The organism is Dyella sp. PARNA 12/25, assembly GCF_055702865.1.
Window position 1 is genome coordinate 531,170 of sequence record NZ_JBVQCI010000002.1, and the last position, 21,605, is coordinate 552,774.

At 61.8% G+C, this 21,605-nt stretch carries 18 protein-coding genes and 4 tRNA genes; all 22 read right to left on the bottom strand.

Going from position 1 to position 21,605, the window contains the following annotated elements; translation table 11 throughout:
• Positions 1-17: 17 nt before the first annotated feature.
• Positions 18-311: a 50S ribosomal protein L23 gene (gene rplW / locus AC0GUR_RS07125; RefSeq protein ID WP_266183063.1), complete on the bottom strand. Its 294-nt coding sequence runs from the start codon at positions 309-311 to the stop codon at positions 18-20.
• The gene (gene rplD / locus AC0GUR_RS07130; protein WP_472876757.1) at positions 308-910 is read right to left on the bottom strand and encodes a 50S ribosomal protein L4; all 603 of its coding nucleotides are present in this window, start codon (positions 908-910) and stop codon (positions 308-310) included. Before rplD ends, rplW begins: the two co-directional genes overlap by 4 nt.
• An 11-nt stretch (positions 911-921) precedes the next feature.
• Positions 922-1,563 carry a 50S ribosomal protein L3 gene (gene rplC / locus AC0GUR_RS07135; RefSeq protein ID WP_109126895.1) on the bottom strand — a complete coding sequence of 214 codons (642 nt, stop codon included), beginning with the start codon at positions 1,561-1,563 and terminating at the stop codon, positions 922-924.
• A gap of 20 nt (positions 1,564-1,583) precedes the next feature.
• The gene (gene rpsJ, locus AC0GUR_RS07140; RefSeq protein WP_017461875.1) at positions 1,584-1,895 is read right to left on the bottom strand and encodes a 30S ribosomal protein S10; all 312 of its coding nucleotides are present in this window, start codon (positions 1,893-1,895) and stop codon (positions 1,584-1,586) included.
• Positions 1,896-2,359: 464 nt separating this feature from the next.
• Entirely contained in the window at positions 2,360-3,550 is a 1,191-nt protein-coding gene (tuf, locus tag AC0GUR_RS07145; RefSeq protein ID WP_472876758.1) for an elongation factor Tu, read from the bottom strand.
• 46 nt (positions 3,551-3,596) lie between these two features.
• Entirely contained in the window at positions 3,597-5,714 is a 2,118-nt protein-coding gene (fusA, locus tag AC0GUR_RS07150) for an elongation factor G (RefSeq protein ID WP_472876759.1), read from the bottom strand.
• Between the two features lie 33 nt (positions 5,715-5,747).
• On the bottom strand, positions 5,748-6,215 hold the full coding sequence (gene rpsG / locus AC0GUR_RS07155) for a 30S ribosomal protein S7 (protein ID WP_102305037.1): 468 nt from the start codon (positions 6,213-6,215) through the stop codon (positions 5,748-5,750).
• 16 nt (positions 6,216-6,231) lie between these two features.
• The gene (gene rpsL, locus AC0GUR_RS07160; protein WP_019464011.1) at positions 6,232-6,606 is read right to left on the bottom strand and encodes a 30S ribosomal protein S12; all 375 of its coding nucleotides are present in this window, start codon (positions 6,604-6,606) and stop codon (positions 6,232-6,234) included.
• 179 nt (positions 6,607-6,785) lie between these two features.
• Complete coding sequence (rpoC, locus tag AC0GUR_RS07165) at positions 6,786-11,000, bottom strand: DNA-directed RNA polymerase subunit beta' (RefSeq protein WP_472876760.1); 4,215 nt, start codon at positions 10,998-11,000, stop codon at positions 6,786-6,788.
• 79 nt (positions 11,001-11,079) lie between these two features.
• Positions 11,080-15,237 (bottom strand): DNA-directed RNA polymerase subunit beta, encoded by a 4,158-nt coding sequence (rpoB, locus tag AC0GUR_RS07170; RefSeq protein ID WP_472876761.1) that lies wholly within the window; start codon positions 15,235-15,237, stop codon positions 11,080-11,082.
• Between the two features lie 321 nt (positions 15,238-15,558).
• Positions 15,559-15,930, bottom strand: coding sequence for a 50S ribosomal protein L7/L12 (rplL, locus tag AC0GUR_RS07175; protein WP_199045690.1), 372 nt, complete (start codon positions 15,928-15,930; stop codon positions 15,559-15,561).
• A gap of 46 nt (positions 15,931-15,976) precedes the next feature.
• Positions 15,977-16,513 carry a 50S ribosomal protein L10 gene (gene rplJ, locus AC0GUR_RS07180; RefSeq protein WP_472876762.1) on the bottom strand — a complete coding sequence of 179 codons (537 nt, stop codon included), beginning with the start codon at positions 16,511-16,513 and terminating at the stop codon, positions 15,977-15,979.
• 354 nt (positions 16,514-16,867) lie between these two features.
• Positions 16,868-17,575 (bottom strand): 50S ribosomal protein L1, encoded by a 708-nt coding sequence (gene rplA, locus AC0GUR_RS07185; protein ID WP_472876763.1) that lies wholly within the window; start codon positions 17,573-17,575, stop codon positions 16,868-16,870.
• A 3-nt stretch (positions 17,576-17,578) separates the two neighbouring features.
• Positions 17,579-18,007: a 50S ribosomal protein L11 gene (gene rplK, locus AC0GUR_RS07190; protein ID WP_472876764.1), complete on the bottom strand. Its 429-nt coding sequence runs from the start codon at positions 18,005-18,007 to the stop codon at positions 17,579-17,581.
• 193 nt (positions 18,008-18,200) lie between these two features.
• Complete coding sequence (nusG, locus tag AC0GUR_RS07195; RefSeq protein WP_102305030.1) at positions 18,201-18,761, bottom strand: transcription termination/antitermination protein NusG; 561 nt, start codon at positions 18,759-18,761, stop codon at positions 18,201-18,203.
• Between the two features lie 9 nt (positions 18,762-18,770).
• Positions 18,771-19,166 carry a preprotein translocase subunit SecE gene (gene secE / locus AC0GUR_RS07200; RefSeq protein ID WP_472876765.1) on the bottom strand — a complete coding sequence of 132 codons (396 nt, stop codon included), beginning with the start codon at positions 19,164-19,166 and terminating at the stop codon, positions 18,771-18,773.
• 81 nt (positions 19,167-19,247) lie between these two features.
• Positions 19,248-19,323 (bottom strand) — tRNA-Trp (locus tag AC0GUR_RS07205).
• Positions 19,324-19,461: 138 nt separating this feature from the next.
• Positions 19,462-20,652, bottom strand: coding sequence for an elongation factor Tu (gene tuf, locus AC0GUR_RS07210; RefSeq protein ID WP_472876758.1), 1,191 nt, complete (start codon positions 20,650-20,652; stop codon positions 19,462-19,464).
• A 65-nt stretch (positions 20,653-20,717) separates the two neighbouring features.
• Positions 20,718-20,793 (bottom strand) — tRNA-Thr (locus AC0GUR_RS07215).
• 24 nt (positions 20,794-20,817) lie between these two features.
• Positions 20,818-20,891 (bottom strand) — tRNA-Gly (locus AC0GUR_RS07220).
• Positions 20,892-20,908: 17 nt separating this feature from the next.
• Positions 20,909-20,994: transfer RNA gene (locus AC0GUR_RS07225), tRNA-Tyr, on the bottom strand.
• Positions 20,995-21,098: 104 nt separating this feature from the next.
• The gene (locus tag AC0GUR_RS07230) at positions 21,099-21,587 is read right to left on the bottom strand and encodes an acyl-CoA thioesterase (RefSeq protein WP_472876766.1); all 489 of its coding nucleotides are present in this window, start codon (positions 21,585-21,587) and stop codon (positions 21,099-21,101) included.
• Positions 21,588-21,605: the final 18 nt, after the last annotated feature.

Genomic DNA, 21,605 nt, shown 5'->3' on the forward strand with positions numbered 1-21,605 from the left:
TCAATTCAACTCCTGGCTCAGGCCTTGGACGACACATCGATGGTCTGACCATCGGCGAGACGAACGTAGGCCTTGCGCTTGCCCTGGCGGTTGCCAGTGCGGAAACGGAAGGACTTGACCTTGCCCTTGGCGTTGACGAGGTTCACCTGCTCGACCTTGACGTCGAACATCTGTTCCACCGCAGCGCGGACATCGGCCTTGGTTGCCTCAGGGGCCACCACGAAAACGTACTGGTTCTTCTCAGCCAGGCGCGCAGCCTTTTCCGAGATGTGCGGCGCGCGCAGCGTGTTCAGAATGCGTTCGTTGCTCATGCGAGCCACTCCTCGATCTTCTTCACCGCGTCCACCGTCATGACGATGTGGTCGGAACCGACCAGGCTGACCGGGTTCAGGGCCAGCACGTCAACGACGTGGATGTACGGGATGTTGCGCGCGGCCAGGAAGGTCGCCTCATTGGCGTCTTCCGACACCAGCAGCACGCGGCCAGAAACCTGCAGCTCGGCCAGCTTGGCGACCATTGCCTTGGTCTTCGGGGTATCGATGCCGAAGCTCTCGACCACCTTCAGGCGATCCTGACGAATCAGCTCGGACAGAATGGAGCGAATGGCAACGCGGTACGCCTTGCGGTTGACCTTCTGCTCGTAGCTGCGCGGCTTGGCAGCGAAAGCCCGGCCACCACCGACAAAGATCGGTGCACGGTAGTCACCGTGACGGGCGCCACCGCCCTTCTGCTTCTTGAACTTCTTGGTGGTACCGGACAGCTCGCCGCGCGTAAGCTGCGACTGCGTGCCGGCACGGCCGCCTGCCTGATAGGCAACGACCACCTGGTGGATCAGGGCCTGCTTGAGCTCACCGCCGAACACTTCGTCCGACACGTTGAGCGGCTTGGCGCCAATAACATTGAGTTCCATGGCGTCTCTCCTCAGCCCTTGGTCGTCGGACGGATGACGACGTCGCCACCGGTAGCACCCGGCACCGCGCCCTTCACCGCGATCAGATGACGCTCGGCGTCGACCTTGACCACTTCCAGGCCCTGCTGCGTGCGATTCACTGCACCCATGTGACCCGACATCTTCTTGCCCGGGAACACGCGACCCGGAGTCTGACGCTGACCGATAGAACCCGGCGCACGATGCGACAGCGAGTTACCGTGGGTAGCGTCACCCATCGTGAAGTTGTGGCGCTTGATGGTGCCCTGGAAGCCCTTGCCCTTCGACACGCCGGCGACGTCAACAATCTGACCCACCTGGAACACGTCGTCGGCCTTGATCTCGGCGCCCACGCTGTACTTGCCGAGGTCGTCGGCAGACACGCGGAACTCCCACAGACCACGACCCGGCTCAACCTTCGCCTTGGCGTAGTGACCCTTCAGCGGCTGCGTCAGCAGGCTGGCGCGCTTGACGCCGGCTGCAACCTGCACAGCGCTGTAACCATCGTTATCTTCCGTCTTCAGCTGCGTAACGCGATTCGGGGTGGCTTCAATCAGCGTCACCGGAATCGAGCGTCCGTCTTCAGTGAAGAGTCGGCTCATGCCGCACTTGCGGCCAACTAGTCCGATACTCATCTTCGTATCCTGTCTATCGCTCAACCGAGCTTGATCTGAACGTCAACGCCAGCGGCGAGATCAAGCTTCATGAGCGCGTCCACGGTCTTGTCGTTGGGGTCGACGATATCGAGCACACGCTTGTGCGTACGGGTCTCGTACTGGTCGCGGGCATCTTTGTCGACGTGCGGCGACACCAGAATGGTGTAACGCTCGATCTTGGTCGGGAGCGGAATCGGGCCGAGAACCGTAGCGCCAGTGCGCTTGGCCGTCTCGACGATTTCGCTGGCCGAGCGGTCGATCAGACGATGATCGTACGCCTTGAGCCGAATGCGAATCTTTTGGTTCGCCATAAACCGTGTCCTGTTATCGAAAGAACAAATACTGTGAACCGGAAGGGCTTCTCACCCATCCGCACAACCCATTTACTACTGCACTACCGGTCGCTTTTTGACGTGGCAATCACCACACCGCGAATCGACCTTAAAAGACTAGGCAGGCCCCAGAAGAGCCCGCCCAGACGAAAAACTTTAAAACGCGCAAAATGGCCAGGTCAACAAAGCATCGCGCTTCGTCGTCCAAGCCCTTTCTTGCGTATTGGCCATCCCGGCCAGCGAACTCGAAGCACTTCCTGTGCCTCATTTCGCTGTAAGGTCGCCCGAACCAAGGTTCGGGCGACAGGCAAGAACGCGACTATATCTGGAAAATCAGGCGGAGGGAAGCCCTAAACCTCTCTTCCCGCTGAATTTCCTAAAAAAAGCCGACCCGGAGGTCGGCTTTTTTAGTGGTCATCGCTCGAAAGCGAGGACGCTATGCCTTACTTGATGACCTTGGCCACCACGCCGGCGCCGACGGTACGGCCGCCTTCGCGGATAGCGAAGCGCAGACCCTGGTCCATGGCGATCGGGTGGATCAGGGTGACGTTCATCTTGATGTTGTCACCCGGCATCACCATCTCGACGCCTTCCGGCAGTTCGATGGCACCGGTCACGTCGGTCGTGCGGAAGTAGAACTGCGGGCGGTAGCCCTTGAAGAACGGGGTGTGACGACCACCTTCGTCCTTCGACAGCACGTACACTTCGGCTTCGAAGTCGGTGTGCGGGGTGATGGTGCCCGGCTTCGCCAGCACCTGACCACGCTCGACGTCGTCGCGCTTCAGACCGCGGAGCAGCAGACCGGCGTTGTCGCCTGCCTGACCCTGATCCAGCAGCTTGCGGAACATTTCCACGCCCGTGACGGTGGTCTTCTGGGTCGGGCGAATGCCCACCACTTCGACTTCGTCACCGACCTTGATGATGCCGCGCTCGATACGACCGGTCACCACGGTGCCGCGGCCCGAGATCGAGAACACATCTTCCACCGGCATCAGGAACGGCTGGTCAATCGCGCGCTGCGGCTCCGGAATGTAGGTATCCAGGGCCTCGACGAGGGCGATGATCGCCGGCACGCCGATTTCCGACTGGTCGCCTTCCAGCGCCAGCTTGGCCGAACCCTTGATGATCGGGGTGTCGTCGCCCGGGAAGTCGTACTTGGACAGCAGTTCGCGCACTTCCATCTCGACCAGCTCGAGCAGCTCGGCGTCGTCCACCATGTCGGCCTTGTTCAGGAACACGACGATGTACGGCACGCCGACCTGACGCGACAGCAGGATGTGTTCGCGGGTCTGCGGCATCGGGCCGTCAGCGGCCGAGCACACCAGGATCGCGCCGTCCATCTGCGCCGCACCCGTGATCATGTTCTTCACGTAGTCGGCGTGGCCCGGGCAGTCCACGTGGGCGTAGTGGCGGTTCGGCGATTCGTATTCGACGTGCGCGGTCGAAATCGTGATACCACGTGCCTTTTCTTCCGGCGCCGCGTCGATCGCGTCATACGCCTTGAATTCGCCACCGAAGCGCTCGGCACCAACCTTCGTCAGTGCGGCCGTCAGCGTCGTCTTGCCGTGGTCCACGTGACCAATCGTGCCGACGTTGACGTGCGGCTTGGTGCGTTCGAATTTACCCTTTGCCATGACTTAAACCTCTAAAAAGAACGGTAGTTGGAGGAAGAAGGCCTTATCAGGCCTTCTTCATGACCTGCTCAGCGATGTTGTTCGGCGCTTCAGCGTAGTGGTCGAACTCCATCGTAAAGGTGGCGCGACCCTGGGTCAGCGAACGAATGGTCGTCGCATAACCAAACATCTCGCCCAGCGGAACCATCGCGTTGATGGTCTTGCCCGACGGCGTGTCGTCCTGGCCCTGGAGCAGGCCGCGACGACGGCTAAGGTCGCCCATGACGTCACCGACGTAATCTTCCGGCGTCACCACCTCGACCTTCATGATCGGCTCGAGCAGCACCGGCGATGCCTTGGCAAAGCCCTGCTTGAACGCCATCGAAGCGGCCAGCTTGAACGCCATTTCCGACGAGTCCACGTCGTGGTACGAGCCGAACACCAGCTTGACCTTGACGTTCACCACCGGGAAGCCAGCCAGCGGACCGCTGGTGATGGTTTCGCGCAGACCCTTTTCGACAGACGGAATGAATTCCTTCGGGATCACGCCGCCAGTGATGTCGTTGACGAACAGGAAATCGTCCTTGACGCCATCACCCTTGCGCTCTTCCTCGGTCATCGGCGACAGCTCGATCACCACGTGACCGTACTGACCCTTACCGCCCGACTGCTTGGCGTGCTTGTAGTCCGACTTGACGTCCGAGCTGCGGATCGTTTCGCGGTAAGCCACCTGCGGCTTGCCGACGTTGGCTTCCACATTGAACTCGCGCTTCATGCGGTCCACGAGGATGTCCAGATGCAGCTCGCCCATGCCCGAAATGATGGTCTGGCCGGATTCTTCGTCCGTACGCACACGGAAGGACGGATCTTCGGCAGCCAGGCGACCCAGCGCGATGCCCATCTTTTCCTGGTCGGACTTGGTCTTCGGCTCGACCGCCATCGAGATCACCGGCTCCGGGAACGTCATGCGCTCCAGGGTGATGATGTGATCCTGCGAGCACAGCGTGTCACCGGTCGTCACGTCCTTCAGGCCGACCGCTGCGGCGATATCGCCAGCGCGGACTTCCTTGATTTCCTGACGCTCGTTGGCGTGCATCTGCAGGATGCGGCCGATACGCTCCTTCTTGGACTTGACCGGGTTGTACACCTGGTCACCAGCGTTCAGCGTGCCCGAATAGACACGGAAGAACGTCAGCGAGCCCACGAACGGGTCGGTCATGATCTTGAACGCGAGCGCCGAGAACGGAGCAGAGTCGTCAGCCGAACGAGTGGCCTCCTTCTCGTCATCATCCACGCCCTGCACCGGCGGACGATCGATCGGCGACGGCAGCAACTGCACCACCGCGTCGAGCATGGCCTGCACGCCCTTGTTCTTGAACGCCGTGCCGCAGAAGACCGGGATGATCTCGCTGGACAGCGTGCGCGCGCGCAGACCGCCGATGATTTCCTCTTCGGAGAGCTCACCCTCTTCGAGGTACTTGTTCATCAGCTCTTCGTTCGCTTCAGCAGCCGACTCGACCATGTACGCACGGGCTTCAGCAGCCTTATCCGCGAGGTTGGCCGGGATGTCGGCGTACTCAAACTTCATGCCCTGGGATTCCATGTCCCAGATGATGGACTTCATCTTGAGCAGGTCGACCACGCCCTCGAAGTTGTCCTCGGCGCCGATCGGCACCTGCATCGGAACCGGGTTGGCACCCAGGCGAGCCTTCAGCTGGTCGACCACCTTGTAGAAGTTCGCGCCAGTGCGGTCCATCTTGTTGACGAACGCAAGGCGCGGCACCTTGTACTTGTTGGCCTGACGCCAGACGGTTTCAGACTGCGGCTGCACACCACCCACGGCGCAGAGCACGAATACCGCGCCATCGAGGACGCGCAGCGAACGCTCCACCTCAATGGTGAAGTCCACGTGGCCTGGGGTGTCGATGATGTTGAAGCGGTGCTCGGGCAGGGAGCGATCCATGCCCTTCCAGAACGCCGTCGTTGCCGCCGACGTAATGGTGATGCCGCGCTCCTGCTCCTGCTCCATCCAGTCCATCGTCGCTGCACCGTCGTGCACCTCGCCAATCTTATGACTGACGCCGGTGTAGAACAGGATGCGCTCCGTGGTGGTGGTCTTGCCGGCATCGATGTGAGCCATGATGCCGAAGTTGCGGTAGCGCTCGATAGGAGTGGTGCGTGCCACGGTCTTAACCTCTGAAAGTTCTAGCTGTACTGCTTACCAGCGGTAATGCGAGAAGGCCTTGTTGGCCTCTGCCATGCGATGCGTTTCTTCGCGCTTCTTGATCGCGCCACCGCGATTTTCCGAAGCTTCGAGCAGCTCGGCGGCCAGCTTGCGCGGCATCGAGGTCTCGCCGCGCTTGCGGGCGGAGTCGATGGCCCAGCGCATGGCGAGCGCCATACGGCGACCCGGACGCACTTCGACCGGCACCTGGTAGGTGGCGCCGCCGACACGACGGGACTTCACCTCGACCGCCGGAGCGATGTTGTTGAGAGCCTTCTCGACGAGCTGAACCGGCTCGGCGTTCTTTTCACCCAGATGGGCCAGCGCACCGTAGACGATGCTCTCGGCGACCGACTTTTTGCCGCTCTTCATCACCATGTTGATGAAGCGAGCGATCAGCTGGCTGCCGTGCTTGGGATCCGGCAGGATCAGACGGGCGGGATGGGAACCTTTACGCGACATAGTTATTTCCTAGAGATCAGGACTTCGGGCGCTTGGCGCCGTACTTGGAGCGCGACTGACGGCGCTTGGTGACGCCGGCGCAGTCGAGGCTGCCGCGCACGGTGTGGTAACGCACACCCGGCAGATCCTTGACACGGCCGCCACGGATCAGGACCACGGAGTGCTCCTGCAGGTTGTGACCTTCGCCACCGATGTAGCTGATCACTTCGTAGCCGTTCGTCAGGCGCACCTTGGCGACCTTGCGGAGGGCCGAGTTCGGCTTCTTCGGGGTGGTGGTGTAGACGCGCGTGCACACGCCGCGACGCTGCGGGCTGTTCTGCAAAGCCGGCGAAGCACTCTTGTAGGTCTTCGGGCTACGGGATTTGCGAACCAACTGGTTGACTGTCGTCATCTGAAGCAGTTCCTGAGAAACATAAAGGCAGACCGAACCGGCTCGGTCTGCCAAGAAGCGGGAATTTAACATGGGCAGCCTGTCACAGACAAGCTGACGCCCTGCCGGCCATGGCCCGAACACGAGGCGCAGTCCTTGCGCCTCATTTCGTATGTCAGCGAGTAGAACCCGTGAGGGGCTTACTCCACACCAATGTCGCTACCGGAGGTGGCTTCTGCGAAGGAAGCCGACGAAGCGGAGCCGGAGAGGGTTTCAAGCTCCGAGGCGGTCAGACCGCCCTGGCGATGACGCGATGCGTGATACGCCAGACCCGTACCCGCCGGAATTAGACGGCCGACAATAACATTTTCCTTCAGGCCACGCAAGGTGTCGCGCGTTCCGCGGACCGCAGCTTCCGTCAGCACTCGGGTGGTCTCCTGGAAGGACGCCGCCGAGATGAAGGATTCCGTGGCCAGCGAGGCCTTGGTGATGCCCAGCAGCACCGACTGGTACTCAGCCGGACGCTCACCGCGCTTGATGGCACGCTCGTTCTCGCCATTGATGCGAACACGCTCGACCTGCTCGCCACGCAGGTAGTGGCTCTCACCCGGATCGGTGATTTCCACCTTGCGCAGCATCTGGCGAATGATCGCTTCGATGTGCTTGTCGTTGATCTTCACACCCTGCAGGCGGTAGACGTCCTGAATTTCCTTGACCAGGTACGAAGCCAGCGGCTCGACACCCAGCAAGCGCAGGATGTCGTGCGGGCTGGGCTCGCCGTCCACCACGGTTTCACCCTTCTCCACGTGCTCGCCTTCGAACACGATGACCTGACGCCACTTGGGAATCAGTTCTTCGTGCTCGTTGCCGTCCACGTCCTTGATGATGAGACGCTGCTTGCCCTTGGTGTCCTTGCCGAAGCTGATCACACCCGAACGCTCGGCGAGAATCGCCGGTTCTTTCGGCTTGCGCGCTTCGAACAAGTCGGCCACGCGCGGCAGACCACCCGTGATGTCGCGGGTCTTGGAGGTTTCCTGCGGGATACGTGCAACCACGTCGCCCACGCCCACCTGCACACCGTTCTGGATCGACACGATGGCGCCAGCCGGGAGCATGTACTGTGCCGGCACGTCGGTGCCCGGCAGCTTCAGCTCGCGGCCCTTGGCGTCTTCCAGACGCACGATCGGGCGCAGATCCTTGGCGGCCGTACCACGGCGCTTCGGATCGGTCACCACCGCGGATTCCAGACCGGTCAGATCGTCGGTCTGGCTCTGCACGGTGACGCCATCGATGAAGTCGATGAAGCGCACGGTACCGGCCACTTCCGACACGATCGGATGGGTATGCGGATCCCAGTTGGCCACGGCCTGGCCGGCCTTGACCGGGTCACCGTCCTTGACGGCGATGGTGGCGCCGTAAGGCACCTTGTAGCGCTCACGCTCGCGACCGTTGGCGTCGATGACGCTCAGTTCGCCCGAACGCGACACCGCCACCAGGTGGCCCTGCGAGTGCTGCACGGTCTTGAGGTTGTTGAACTTCAGCGTGCCGGTGGTCTTCACCGTCACGTTGTCCACCGCAGCCGCACGGGACGCCGCACCACCGATGTGGAACGTACGCATGGTGAGCTGGGTACCCGGCTCACCAATCGACTGCGCAGCCACCACGCCCACGGCCTCACCCATGTTCACCAGGTGACCACGGGCCAGGTCGCGGCCGTAGCACAGTGCGCACACGCCATGATCGGCGGCGCAGGTGATGGGCGAACGAACCTTGATCGACTGCACGCCGGCCTTGTCGAGCTTCTCGACCAGGGCTTCGTCCAGCAGGGTGTCGCGGGTGACGATCGGCTCGTTGTCTTCGCCGGGGCCATAGACGTCTTCCAACGCCACACGACCAAGCACGCGATCGCGCAACGGCTCGACCACGTCGCCGCCTTCCACGATCGGCTGCATGGTCACACCGTCTTCGGTGCCGCAATCGGACGAGGTGATCACCACGTCCTGCGCCACGTCGACGAGACGACGGGTCAGGTAACCGGAGTTCGCCGTCTTCAGCGCCGTATCCGCCAGACCCTTACGGGCACCGTGGGTGGAGTTGAAGTACTGCAGAACGTTCAGGCCTTCGCGGAAGTTCGCCTTAATCGGCGTCTCGATGATCGAGCCGTCCGGGCGAGCCATCAGGCCGCGCATACCAGCCAGCTGACGAATCTGGGCCACCGAACCACGAGCGCCGGAGTCGGCCATGATGTACAGCGAGTTCATGGACTTCTGGTTGACCGTGTTGCCTTCGGCATCGACCACCTTCTCGGTACCGATACCGTCGATCATGGCTTTTGCCACGAGTTCGTTGGTGCGCGACCAGATGTCGACGACCTTGTTGTAGCGCTCACCGGCGGTGACGAGACCCGACTGGTACTGCTCCTGGATCTCGACCACTTCCTTCTCGGCTTCTTCCAGGATCGGCTTCTTCTGATCCGGAATGATCATGTCGTCGATGCCGATGGAGATACCGGCGCGCGTGGCGAAGCGGAAACCGGTGTACATCAGCTGATCGCCGAAGATCACCGTGTCCTTCAGGCCCAGACGGCGGTAGCACTGGTTGATCAGGCGCGAAATGTTCTTCTTGGTCAGCTCGGTGTTGGCCAGCGCGAACGGCAGACCTTCCGGCATGATTTCAAGCAGCAGCGCGCGACCCACGGTCGTGTCGACGATCTGGGTGCTTTCGGTACGGCTGCCGTCCTCGTCGATCTGCACCTGGTTGATGCGTACCTTGACCTTGGCATGCAGCTGCACGGCACGGTTGTCATAAGCACGGCGCACTTCGCCGATACCCGAGAACACCATGCCGCTGCCCTTGGCGTTCACCAGCTCGCGCGTCATGTAGTACAGGCCCAGCACCACGTCCTGGGTCGGCACAATGATGGGCTCGCCGTTGGCGGGCGACAGGATGTTGTTGGTCGCCATCATCAGGGCGCGCGCTTCGAGCTGCGCCTCGATCGATAGCGGCACGTGCACCGCCATCTGGTCACCGTCGAAGTCGGCGTTGAACGCCGTACAGACGAGCGGATGCAGCTGGATGGCCTTGCCTTCGATCAGCTTCGGCTCGAACGCCTGGATGCCGAGACGGTGCAGGGTCGGTGCGCGGTTGAGCATGACCGGATGTTCGCGGATCACCTCTTCGAGGATGTCCCACACCTGGCCTTCTTCGCGCTCGACGAGCTTCTTGGCAGCCTTGATGGTGGTGGCTTCGCCGCGAGCCTGCAGCTTGGCGAAGATGAAGGGCTTGAACAGCTCAAGCGCCATCTTCTTCGGCAGACCGCACTGGTGCAGACGGAGGGTCGGACCCACCACGATCACCGAACGACCGGAATAGTCCACGCGCTTGCCAAGCAGGTTCTGACGGAAGCGACCCTGCTTACCCTTGATCATGTCGGCGAGCGACTTCAGCGCGCGCTTGTTCGTGCCGGTGATGGCACGGCCGCGGCGACCGTTGTCGAGCAGCGCGTCGACCGATTCCTGCAGCATGCGCTTTTCGTTGCGCACGATGATGTCGGGCGCATTGAGTTCGAGCAGGCGACGCAGGCGGTTGTTACGGTTGATGACGCGGCGGTACAGATCGTTCAGATCGGACGTAGCGAAACGGCCACCATCCAGCGGGACGAGCGGACGCAGATCCGGCGGCAGCACCGGCAGCACGGTCAGCACCATCCATTCCGGACGGTTGCCCGACTCCAGGAACGCCTCGATCAGCTTAACGCGCTTGGTGAGGCGCTTGAGCTTGGTCTCGGAGTTGGTCGAGCCGATCTCTTCCTTCAGGCGCACGACTTCGCCCGGGAGGTCCAGGGACTTGAGCAGCTCGTAGACGGCCTCGGCACCCATGCGGGCGTCGAATTCGTCACCGTGCTCTTCCACGGCTTCCAGGTACTGGTCCTCGCTGAGCAGCTGGCCGCGCTCGAGCGCAGTCAAGCCCGGATCGATCACCACGAAGGCTTCGAAGTACAGGATGCGCTCGATGTCGCGCAGCGTCATGTCCAGCATCAGGCCGATGCGCGAGGGCAGCGACTTGAGGAACCAGATGTGCGCGGTCGGCGAGGCCAGCTCGATGTGGCCCATGCGCTCACGACGCACCTTGGCCAGGGTCACTTCCGTGCCGCACTTCTCGCACACCACACCGCGGTGCTTCATGCGCTTGTACTTGCCGCACAGGCACTCGTAGTCCTTCACCGGACCGAAGATGGCGGCGCAGAACAGGCCGTCACGCTCGGGCTTGAAGGTGCGGTAGTTGATCGTTTCCGGCTTCTTCACTTCGCCGTACGACCACGAGCGGATCAGCTCCGGCGAAGCCAGAGCGATCTTGATCGCATCGAAGTCAGGCGCGGTGCGCTGCTGGTTGAACAGATTGAGCAAGTCTTTCATGGATGTCTCCGAAGATCGGGAATAAGGAAAGGAGAATCGGTCAGAGGTAACGAGGAGTGCTCCTCGTTACCTCCTCAACTCACTTCACTTCTTCCAGATCGATATCGATACCGAGCGAGCGGATTTCCTTCACCAACACGTTGAAGGATTCCGGCATGCCCGCCGCCATCTCGTGGTTGCCGTCGACAATGTTCTTGTACATCTGGTTACGGCCCTGCACGTCGTCGGACTTCACCGTCAGCATTTCCTGCAGGGTGTAAGCCGCGCCGTAGGCTTCCAGCGCCCAGACTTCCATTTCACCGAAGCGCTGGCCACCGAACTGCGCCTTACCACCCAGCGGCTGCTGCGTGACGAGCGAGTACGGACCGGTCGAACGCGCGTGCATCTTGTCGTCGACCAAGTGGTTCAGCTTCAGGTAGTGCATGTAGCCCACGGTGACCGGGCGATCGAACGCCTCGCCGGTACGGCCGTCGAACAGCACCGTCTGGCCGGATTCCGGCAGATCGGCGAGCTTCAGCATGGCCTTGATCTCGGTTTCCTCGGCACCGTCGAACACCGGGGTCGCCATCGGCACGCCTTCCTGAAGGTTGTTCGCCAACGCGAAGATTTCTTCGTCGGTCAGCGACTTCAGGTCGACATGCTGCACGGCGCCCGCGACGTGGTGGTTGTACACCTGGTCGAGGAACTCGCGGATCTGCGCGACCTTGGCCTGCGCCTCGAGCATCTTCTGGATCTTCTTGCCCAGGCCCTTGGCGGCCCAGCCAAGGTGCACTTCCAGAATCTGGCCGATGTTCATACGCGACGGCACGCCCAGCGGGTTCAGCACGATGTCCACCGAGGTACCGTCTTCGGAGAACGGCATGTCCTCCACCGGCACCACGTTCGACACCACACCCTTGTTACCGTGGCGACCGGCCATCTTGTCGCCCGGCTGGATGCGGCGCTTCACGGCCAGGAACACCTTGACCATCTTGAGCACGCCCGGAGCAAGGTCGTCACCCTGGGTGATCTTGCCCTGCTTCTCCTTGAAGCGCTTGTCGAACTCTTCCTTGTGGCGCTTGACCTGATCAGCTGCGCGCTCGAGGAACTCGGTGACGTCTTCTTCTTTGACGTTGATCTTGAACCAATCGTCGCGCTTGAGGCCGTCGAGGTAGGCGTCGGTGATCTCCGCGCCGCGCTTCAGGCCGCCCGGACCGCTCATCGCGGTCTTGCCGACAAGCTGGGTGCGCATACGGTTGTAGATCGCGCCTTCAAGGATGCGGAACTGGTCATCAAGGTCCTTGCGGATACGCTTGATTTCCATTTCCTCGATCTGCTTGGCGCGCTTATCCTTCTCGATGCCGTCGCGGGTGAAGACCTGCACATCGATGACGGTGCCGTCCATGCCCGGCGGCACGCGCAGCGAGCTGTCCTTCACGTCGGACGCCTTCTCGCCGAAGATCGCGCGGAGCAGCTTCTCTTCCGGGGTCAGCTGGCTTTCGCCCTTCGGCGTGACCTTGCCGACCATGATGTCGCCGGCCTTCACTTCCGCACCGATGTACACGATGCCCGATTCATCGAGGCGGGCCAGCGCCTGTTCACCCACGTTCGGGATGTCGGCGGTGATTTCCTCGGCGCCCAGCTTGGTGTCACGCGCGATGCACGACAGCTCCTCGATGTGAATCGAGGTGTAGCGGTCTTCCTGCACGACGCGCTCGGAGAGCAGGATCGAGTCTTCGAAGTTGTAGCCGTTCCACGGCATGAAGGCGATCAGCATGTTCTGGCCGAGCGCGAGCTCGCCCAGGTCGGTCGACGAACCGTCGGCCAGCGTGTCGCCCATCGCCACCACGTCACCCACGTTCACCAGCGGACGCTGGTTGAGGTTGGTGTTCTGGTTGGAGCGGGTGTACTTGGTCAGCGTGTAGATATCGACGCCAGCGTCGTTGTCGCCGACTTCTGCCTCGTTCACGCGAACCACGATACGGCCGGCATCGACCTGGTCGATCACACCACCGCGCTTGGCGGTGACGATGACGCCCGAGTCACGCGCCACGGCGCGCTCGATACCGGTACCGACCAGCGGGGTCTGCGAACGCAAGGTCGGCACGGCCTGACGCTGCATGTTGGCGCCCATGAGTGCGCGGTTCGCGTCGTCGTGCTCAAGGAACGGCACGAGTGCGGCGGCGACCGACACGGTCTGCATGGGCGAGACGTCCATGTAGTCGACTTCAGCGGACGGACGCAGCTCGGACTCACCGCGGAAACGGCAGGACACGAAGTCTTCGATGAACGCGCCGTCCTTGAGCGGCGAGTTCGCCTGCGCAATGACGTGGTCGCCTTCTTCGATGGCCGACAGGTAATCCACCTGATCGGTCACCTTGCCGCCCACGACCTTGCGGTACGGCGTCTCGAGGAAGCCATACGTGTTGGTGCGCGCGTACACAGCGAGCGAGTTGATCAGGCCGATGTTCGGACCTTCCGGCGTTTCGATGGTGCAGACGCGGCCGTAATGGGTCGGGTGCACGTCGCGCACTTCGAAGCCGGCGCGCTCGCGGGTCAGACCGCCTGGGCCCAGGGCCGAGACGCGACGCTTGTGCGTCACTTCGGACAGCGGGTTGTTCTGGTCCATGAACTGGCTGAGCTGCGAGGAGCCGAAGAACTCCTTCACTGCCGCCGCGACCGGCTTGGCGTTGATCAGTTCCTGCGGAGTCAGACCTTCGGACTCGGCCAGCGACAGACGTTCGCGCACAGCGCGCTCGACGCGCACCAGACCGATGCGGAAAGTGTTCTCGGCCATTTCACCGACCGAACGCACGCGACGGTTGCCCAGGTGATCGATATCGTCGACGGTGCCATGACCGTTCTTGATGTCGATGAGCACCTTGAGCACGTCGAGAATGTCGGAACGGTCGCCCTGCGACTTGACCAGATTCTGCGCTTCTTCTTCCTTGCGGTCGGCAAAGTACTTCTTGTCGAACAGCACGCCCGGACCGACGATCTCCTGACGGCCCACGCGACGGTTGAACTTCATGCGGCCCACGGCCGACAGGTCGTAGCGATCGAAGGTGAAGAACAGGTTGTAGAACAGGTTCTGCGCAGCGTCCTTGGTCGGCGGCTCGCCCGGACGCATCATGCGGTAGATTTCCACCAGCGCTTCGAGCTGCGTCTTGGTGTTGTCGATGCGCAAGGTGTGCGAGATGTACGCGCCACGATCGAGATCGTTCACGTACAGCGTCGGCACGACTTCGATGCCAGCCTTGCGGAAGTTTTCCAGCTGGTCGGCACTGATTTCGTCGTTGGCCTGGGCCAGCAGTTCGCCGGTCTTCGGGTCAATGACGTCGATGGCCAGGATGCGGCCGACCGGGTAGTCGTCCGGCACTTCCAGCGCGGTGATGTTTTCCGCGGCCAGCTGACGCACGTGACGTGCCGTGATGCGCTTGCCGGCTTCCACCAGCACCTTGTCACCGATGGCCAGGTCGAAGGTCAGCGTTTCGCCGCGCAAGCGCTCAGCGACGAGCTCCAGCGTCGTGCCACCCTTCTTGCCCAGGTGGAACACGTTGTGCTCGAAGAAGGTGTCGAGCATTTCAACATTGTTGTAGCCGAGCGCGCGCAGCAGCACGGTCACCGGCAGCTTGCGGCGACGGTCGATACGGGTGAACAGCGCATCCTTCGGATCGAACTCGAAGTCGAGCCACGAGCCGCGGTAAGGAATGACGCGAGCGGAGAACAGCAGCTTGCCCGAGCTGTGCGTCTTGCCACGATCGTGGTCGAAGAACACGCCCGGCGAACGGTGCAGCTGCGAGACGATAACGCGCTCAGTGCCGTTGATGATGAAGGTGCCGGTGTCCGTCATGAGCGGAATTTCGCCCATGTAGACCTCCTGTTCCTTCACGTACTTCACGGCCTTCTTGGACGCCGGGCTGTCCTTGTCATAGATGACCAGGCGCACGGTCACGCGCAGCGGCGCGCCGAAGGTCATGCCACGGTTGCGGCACTCGCGCTCGTCGAAGGCGGGTTCGCCCAGGCGATAGTCGACATACTCAAGCGCGGCATTGCCCGAATAGCTGACAATCGGAAAGACCGACTTCAGCGCGGCGTGGAGACCCTTGTCATCGCGGGCCTTGGGAGCGATGTGCTCCTGCAGGAACTCGCGATAGGAATCGGTCTGGATGGTCAGCAGGTTCGGAACGCCCAAAACAGGGGGACGCTTGCCGAAATCCTTGCGGATGCGCTTCTTCTCGGTAAACGAGTAGGTCATGGTGGGTACCGCCTCGGTTCGCAGTGACGCCGGTGGTGCACACACCGGCTGAATTGTGAAAGCTGTGTCTGCCGTCGACGCGCAGGTTGTGCTGCCCTGCTCGTCGATGCGTCAAAAAGGCATGAGTCAAAGGTCGGCGATGGTCTGCAGGCCTTTCAGTACTGTCTTCCTGACGGGTAAAACACGAACCTGAAAAGATGACACTTTGTCGTTACAGGCCGCATCACGATGCAGGCCCTTTGCAACGGCCAAAGCCCGGGGGCTTACGCCCCCAGGCTTGGCTTGACGCTAGATCAAACTGACGGCGCGCAAGAGCGCCAATTACTTCAGTTCGACCGTGGCGCCTGCAGCTTCGAGGTCCTTCTTGAACTTCGCAGCGTCTTCCTTCGAAGCGGCTTCCTTCACGACGCCACCGGCTTCGGTCAGGTCCTTCGCTTCCTTCAGGCCCAGGCCCGTGATGGCGCGGACGGCCTTGATCACGTCGACCTTCTTGTCGCCGGCGCTCTTCAGGATGACGTCGAATTCGGTCTGCTCTTCAGCAGCCGGGCCGGCAGCGGCCGGGCCAGCGGCCATCATGACCGGGGCAGCGGCGGACACGCCAAACTTTTCTTCGATGGCCTTCACCAGCTCCATCACTTCCATGAGCGACTTGGCGGCAACGGCTTCAACGATCTGATCGTTAGTCAGGGACATTTTGATTTACCTCTGGAAATTGATTCGATTTAGATAAGCGTCGAACTTAGGCTTCAACCGGGGCTTCAGCCGTGGCTTCCGCGGCGACGTCGCCACCACCCTGCTTGTCGGCCACGGCCTTGACGGCACGGGCAAACATCGCAGCGGGCTCGGCGAGCACGCGGGCCAACATGGCCAGCGCTTCTTCGCGGGTCGGCAGCGAGGCCAGGACTTCCACGTGGGTAGCAGGCAACAGCTTGCCTTCCACGGAGACGACCTTGGCCTTCAGCTTGTCATTGCCCTTGGCGAATTCCTTGATCAGGCGACCGGCAGCACCGGGCTCCTCCATCGAGAACGCGTACATCAGCGGACCGGTCAGGGCGTCCTTGACGACCTCGAACTCGGTACCGACGACGGCGCGCGAAGCCAGCGTGTTCTTGACAACCTTCAGGAACACACCGCTTTCACGAGCTTTCTTGCGCATCGCGGTCATCTGTTCGACCGTGGTGCCCGCGTACTCGGCAGCGACCAAGGAGTGAGCCTTCGCAGCAACTTCTGCCAGTTCGGCGACTACTTCTTGCTTCTGAGAGAGATTCAGAGCCATTTTTCACTCCTCTTATGAATTCCGCTTACGGCTCCTGCCGCTTGCGGTCCTGAGCGACGCCATCCGTGACGTCGGGGATCGCGAGATCCCGGGTGGTGGCCTTTCCAGAAAACATCCCTAGTACATCAGGATTCCAGAAGGGGCAGCACCATCTACGCAGGCCAGATTCGCGGGGAATCCGATTAAGCGAACCCGCTTGCAACGACGGCGTTTCCTTGCCAACACGAGCTCCCTGCTCGTCGTCGTCGCGCGCTGATCGCGCCTGCGGTCTTTGACGGCGACTCCGGCGATACACCGGGGCCTGCCTTCAAAAACGTGCCCGCACTGGCGCGTGCCAGTGCGGGACTTGAAGTCTTACTTGGTCGACACCGTCAGCGACGAGGTGTCTACCGGCACGCCGGCGCCCATGGTGGACGACAGGGCAACCTTCTGCAGGTACTGACCCTTGGCCGTGGCCGGCTTGGCCTTCAGCAGGTCGGCGACCAGTGCATTGAGGTTGTCGGCGAGCTGTGCAGCGTCGAAGCTGGCCTTGCCGATGGTGGCGTGGATGATGCCCGCCTTGTCGTTGCGGAACTTCACCTGGCCGGCCTTGGCGTTCTTCACGGCCGTGGCGACGTCGGCGGTGACCGAGCCGTCCTTCGGGTTCGGCATCAGGCCACGGGGGCCGAGCAGCTGGCCGAGCTTACCGACCACGCGCATCGCGTCCGGCGTAGCAATCACGCGACCGAAGTCGAGATCGCCAGCCTGCATGCGCTCGGCCAGATCGTCCATACCGACGGCGTCAGCGCCGGCGGCCTTGGCGGCCTCGGCCTTCTCACCGGCCGGCACGAACACGGCGACCTTGACGGTCTTGCCGGTGCCGTGCGGCAGCAGCGAGGAACCACGCACGCCCTGGTCGGACTTCTTGGCATCGATGCCGAGGCGAACGGCGACGTCCACGGACTCAGCGAACTTCGCCTTGGCGTTGTTCTTGACGATGGTCAGGGCTTCTTCCAGGCCATAGAGCTTGCCCGGCTGCACTGCGGCCTGAGCCGCCTTCATACGCTTGGTGATCTTTGCCATGTCTTAGCCCTCCACCACGAGACCCATGCTGCGGGCGCTACCGGCAATGGTGCGCACCGCGGCGTCCAGATCAGCAGCCGTGAGATCCGGCTCCTTCTGCTTCGCAACGTCTTCCAGCTGCTTGCGGGTGATCTTGCCGACCTTGTCGGTATTCGGCTTGGACGAGCCCTTGGCGACGCCCGTGACCTTCTTGATCAGGACGCTGGCCGGCGGGGTCTTGGTGATAAAGGTGAAGCTACGGTCCGAATAGGCCGTGATGATCACGGGGATCGGGAGGCCCGGCTCCAGCTTCTGCGTGGCGGCATTGAACGCCTTGCAGAATTCCATGATGTTCAGGCCGCGCTGACCGAGGGCCGGACCCACCGGCGGCGACGGGTTGGCCTGACCGGCCTTGACCTGCAGCTTGATGTAACCAACTACTTTCTTTGCCATTGAATTTTCCTCGCGAGTTCAAGCGCCTTGCGGCTCCTCGCAACGTTGTCGTTCCCTGAAAGAGGAAGGCCCGCCATCCCGCGAACCCCAGAAACACGGACACGCCGGGGCAAAAATCCCAGCGTGAACCGCATACTATAGAGACTGATCAAGTTTTAAGCAAGCCCCATGCCGAGGCTTGCCACGGAGCCGATCAGGCCTTCTCGACCTGGCCAAACTCCAGCTCAACCGGGGTCGAGCGACCGAAAATGAGCACCGCGACGCGCAGGCGGCTCTTTTCGTAGTTGACCTCTTCGACCACGCCGTTGAAGTCATTGAACGGACCGTCGGTGACGCGAACCATCTCGCCCGGCTCAAACAGCACCTTGGGCTTGGGCTTCTCGACACCTTCACGGACGCGACTCAGGATGGCATCGGCCTCCGAGTCACGAATCGGCAGCGGGCGATCCGCCGTACCGCCGATGAAACCCATGACCTTCGGGGTTTCCTTGACCAAGTGCCAGCACTCGTCATCAATGCGCGGCGCCTTGCCTTCGGTGTCCGTCTCGATCTGCACGAGAACGTAACCCGGGAAGAACTTGCGCTCGCTGCGGCGCTTCTGGCCGCTGCGCATTTCGATGACTTCTTCGGTCGGCACCAACACTTCGCCGAACCTCTCTTCCATACCGGCGCGGCGGATTCGCTCATCGAGCGAACGCTTCACCTGGTTTTCGAAGCCCGAATAGGCGTGCACCACATACCAACGCTTGCTCATGCCATCACCTCACGTACCGAGCTTGAGCAGCCAGTCGAGCACGACCGACTTCAGGATCAGATCGATCAGGCCCAGCAGCAGCGAAAGCACGATAACAACGACCATGATGATGCCGGTCGTCTTGAGCGTTTCGTCGCGGGTGGGCCAGACCACCTTGCGCAATTCAAACTGCGATTCACCAAGGAAACTGCGCACGCGGCGACCCGGTGCCGTGAAGGCACCGATGGCCAGCGAGATGATCAGTGCGGCCAGCACGCCCAACAGGCGCACCGACTGCGGCACCGAGCCGTCGCTGCCAAACCACGAATACGCAAAAATGCCGGCTGCCAGCACGATCACGGCCAGCACCAGCTTGGCGATATCGGCACCAGTGGTGCCCTTGGTCGATTCTGCCTTCGTATTCATGCGACGTGATCGGATGAGAGAGGCATCGACCGGGTTACGGCCCGTATGCCATCCACCATCCGTCGTGGATCCTCGGGAAGATGGCACGCCAGGAGGGACTCGAACCCCCAACCTGCGGTTTTGGAGACCGCTGCTCTGCCAATTGAGCTACTGGCGTATTCAGAAAATAGGTGAAGTCGCTCGCCTTGCCGCCACAAGGTGGCGCCCTTGGGCACCTTAACCAAGGGCGAGGTAGTCAACCACCCCGCCCTGGATCCTTGCAGCCCGCAGAGCGGGCGACTTCCCAGTGTACAGCTTACTTGATGACCTTGGCCACCACACCGGCGCCGACGGTACGGCCGCCTTCGCGGATAGCGAAGCGCAGACCCTGGTCCATGGCGATCGGGTGGATCAGGGTGACGTTCATCTTGATGTTGTCACCCGGCATCACCATCTCGACGCCTTCCGGCAGTTCGATGGCACCGGTCACGTCGGTCGTGCGGAAGTAGAACTGCGGGCGGTAGCCCTTGAAGAACGGGGTGTGACGACCACCTTCGTCCTTCGACAGCACGTACACTTCGGCTTCGAAGTCGGTGTGCGGGGTGATGGTGCCCGGCTTCGCCAGCACCTGACCACGCTCGACGTCGTCGCGCTTCAGACCGCGGAGCAGCAGACCGGCGTTGTCGCCTGCCTGACCCTGATCCAGCAGCTTGCGGAACATTTCCACGCCCGTGACGGTGGTCTTCTGGGTCGGGCGAATGCCCACCACTTCGACTTCGTCACCGACCTTGATGATGCCGCGCTCGATACGACCGGTCACCACGGTGCCGCGGCCCGAGATCGAGAACACATCTTCCACCGGCATCAGGAACGGCTGGTCAATCGCGCGCTGCGGCTCCGGAATGTAGGTATCCAGGGCCTCGACGAGGGCGATGATCGCCGGCACGCCGATTTCCGACTGGTCGCCTTCCAGCGCCAGCTTGGCCGAACCCTTGATGATCGGGGTGTCGTCGCCCGGGAAGTCGTACTTGGACAGCAGTTCGCGCACTTCCATCTCGACCAGCTCGAGCAGCTCGGCGTCGTCCACCATGTCGGCCTTGTTCAGGAACACGACGATGTACGGCACGCCGACCTGACGCGACAGCAGGATGTGTTCGCGGGTCTGCGGCATCGGGCCGTCAGCGGCCGAGCACACCAGGATCGCGCCGTCCATCTGCGCCGCACCCGTGATCATGTTCTTCACGTAGTCGGCGTGGCCCGGGCAGTCCACGTGGGCGTAGTGGCGGTTCGGCGATTCGTATTCGACGTGCGCGGTCGAAATCGTGATACCACGTGCCTTTTCTTCCGGCGCCGCGTCGATCGCGTCATACGCCTTGAATTCGCCACCGAAGCGCTCGGCACCAACCTTCGTCAGTGCGGCCGTCAGCGTCGTCTTGCCGTGGTCCACGTGACCAATCGTGCCGACGTTGACGTGCGGCTTGGTGCGTTCGAATTTACCCTTTGCCATACGCCTAAAACCCCGATGGAGTCAAATGATGAAAAATGGAGTGAAACCCGCAGACCGCGGTGAGATGGTGCTCATGACTGGAATCGAACCAGCGACCTCTTCCTTACCAAGGAAGTGCTCTACCGACTGAGCTACATGAGCACTGCAACAACTAACGAGAGCCAATGGAGCGGAAGGCGGGAATCGAACCCGCGTAATCAGTTTGGAAAACTGATGTTCTACCATTGAACTACTCCCGCCCTGCGCGGAACTCGTCTGGTGGAGGGAGGTGGATTCGAACCACCGAAGGCGTAAGCCAGCAGATTTACAGTCTGCCCCCGTTGGCCGCTTGGGTATCCCTCCAACAAAGAACGGCTATTGTGTGGATCAGCCTCGAAGCTGTCAACACCTGTAGCGGAAAAATTGACGGTTTTTCGCGATTTTTTTCACTGCAGCGCGATCGTGCGTCAGATGCCCTCGGCGACGTGCGCGTCGACCAGGCGCTCCATCTCCTTGGACAGGCTCACCAACTTCATCGCTTGCTCCTGCAGCAGGCGCTCCTTGTCATCGCGCGGCTCCCACACGGGCACGGCGGTCGGCTTGCCATCCGGCGCATCCAAGGCCACGAACACCATCACGCAACTGGTAGCCAGATGTTGTTCGTCCTTGCGCAAGTCGCGAGCCAGCACATCGACCGCCATATGCATGCTCGAGCGACCGGTGTGGATGACGCGCGCCCGCACCGTGACCAGATCACCAATGAGGATGGGTGCAACAAACTGGATGCCACTCACCGCAGCGGTGACGCAATACGCCCCGCTCCAGGCCACGGCACAGGCGTATCCCGCCTGATCGATCCACTTCATCACCATGCCGCCGTGCACCTTGCCACCAAAGTTGACGTCGGTTGGCTGGGCCAGAAAACGGAACTTCACTTCGTGCTGCTTGCCGGGCATGGATCGAGGACTCCGGGG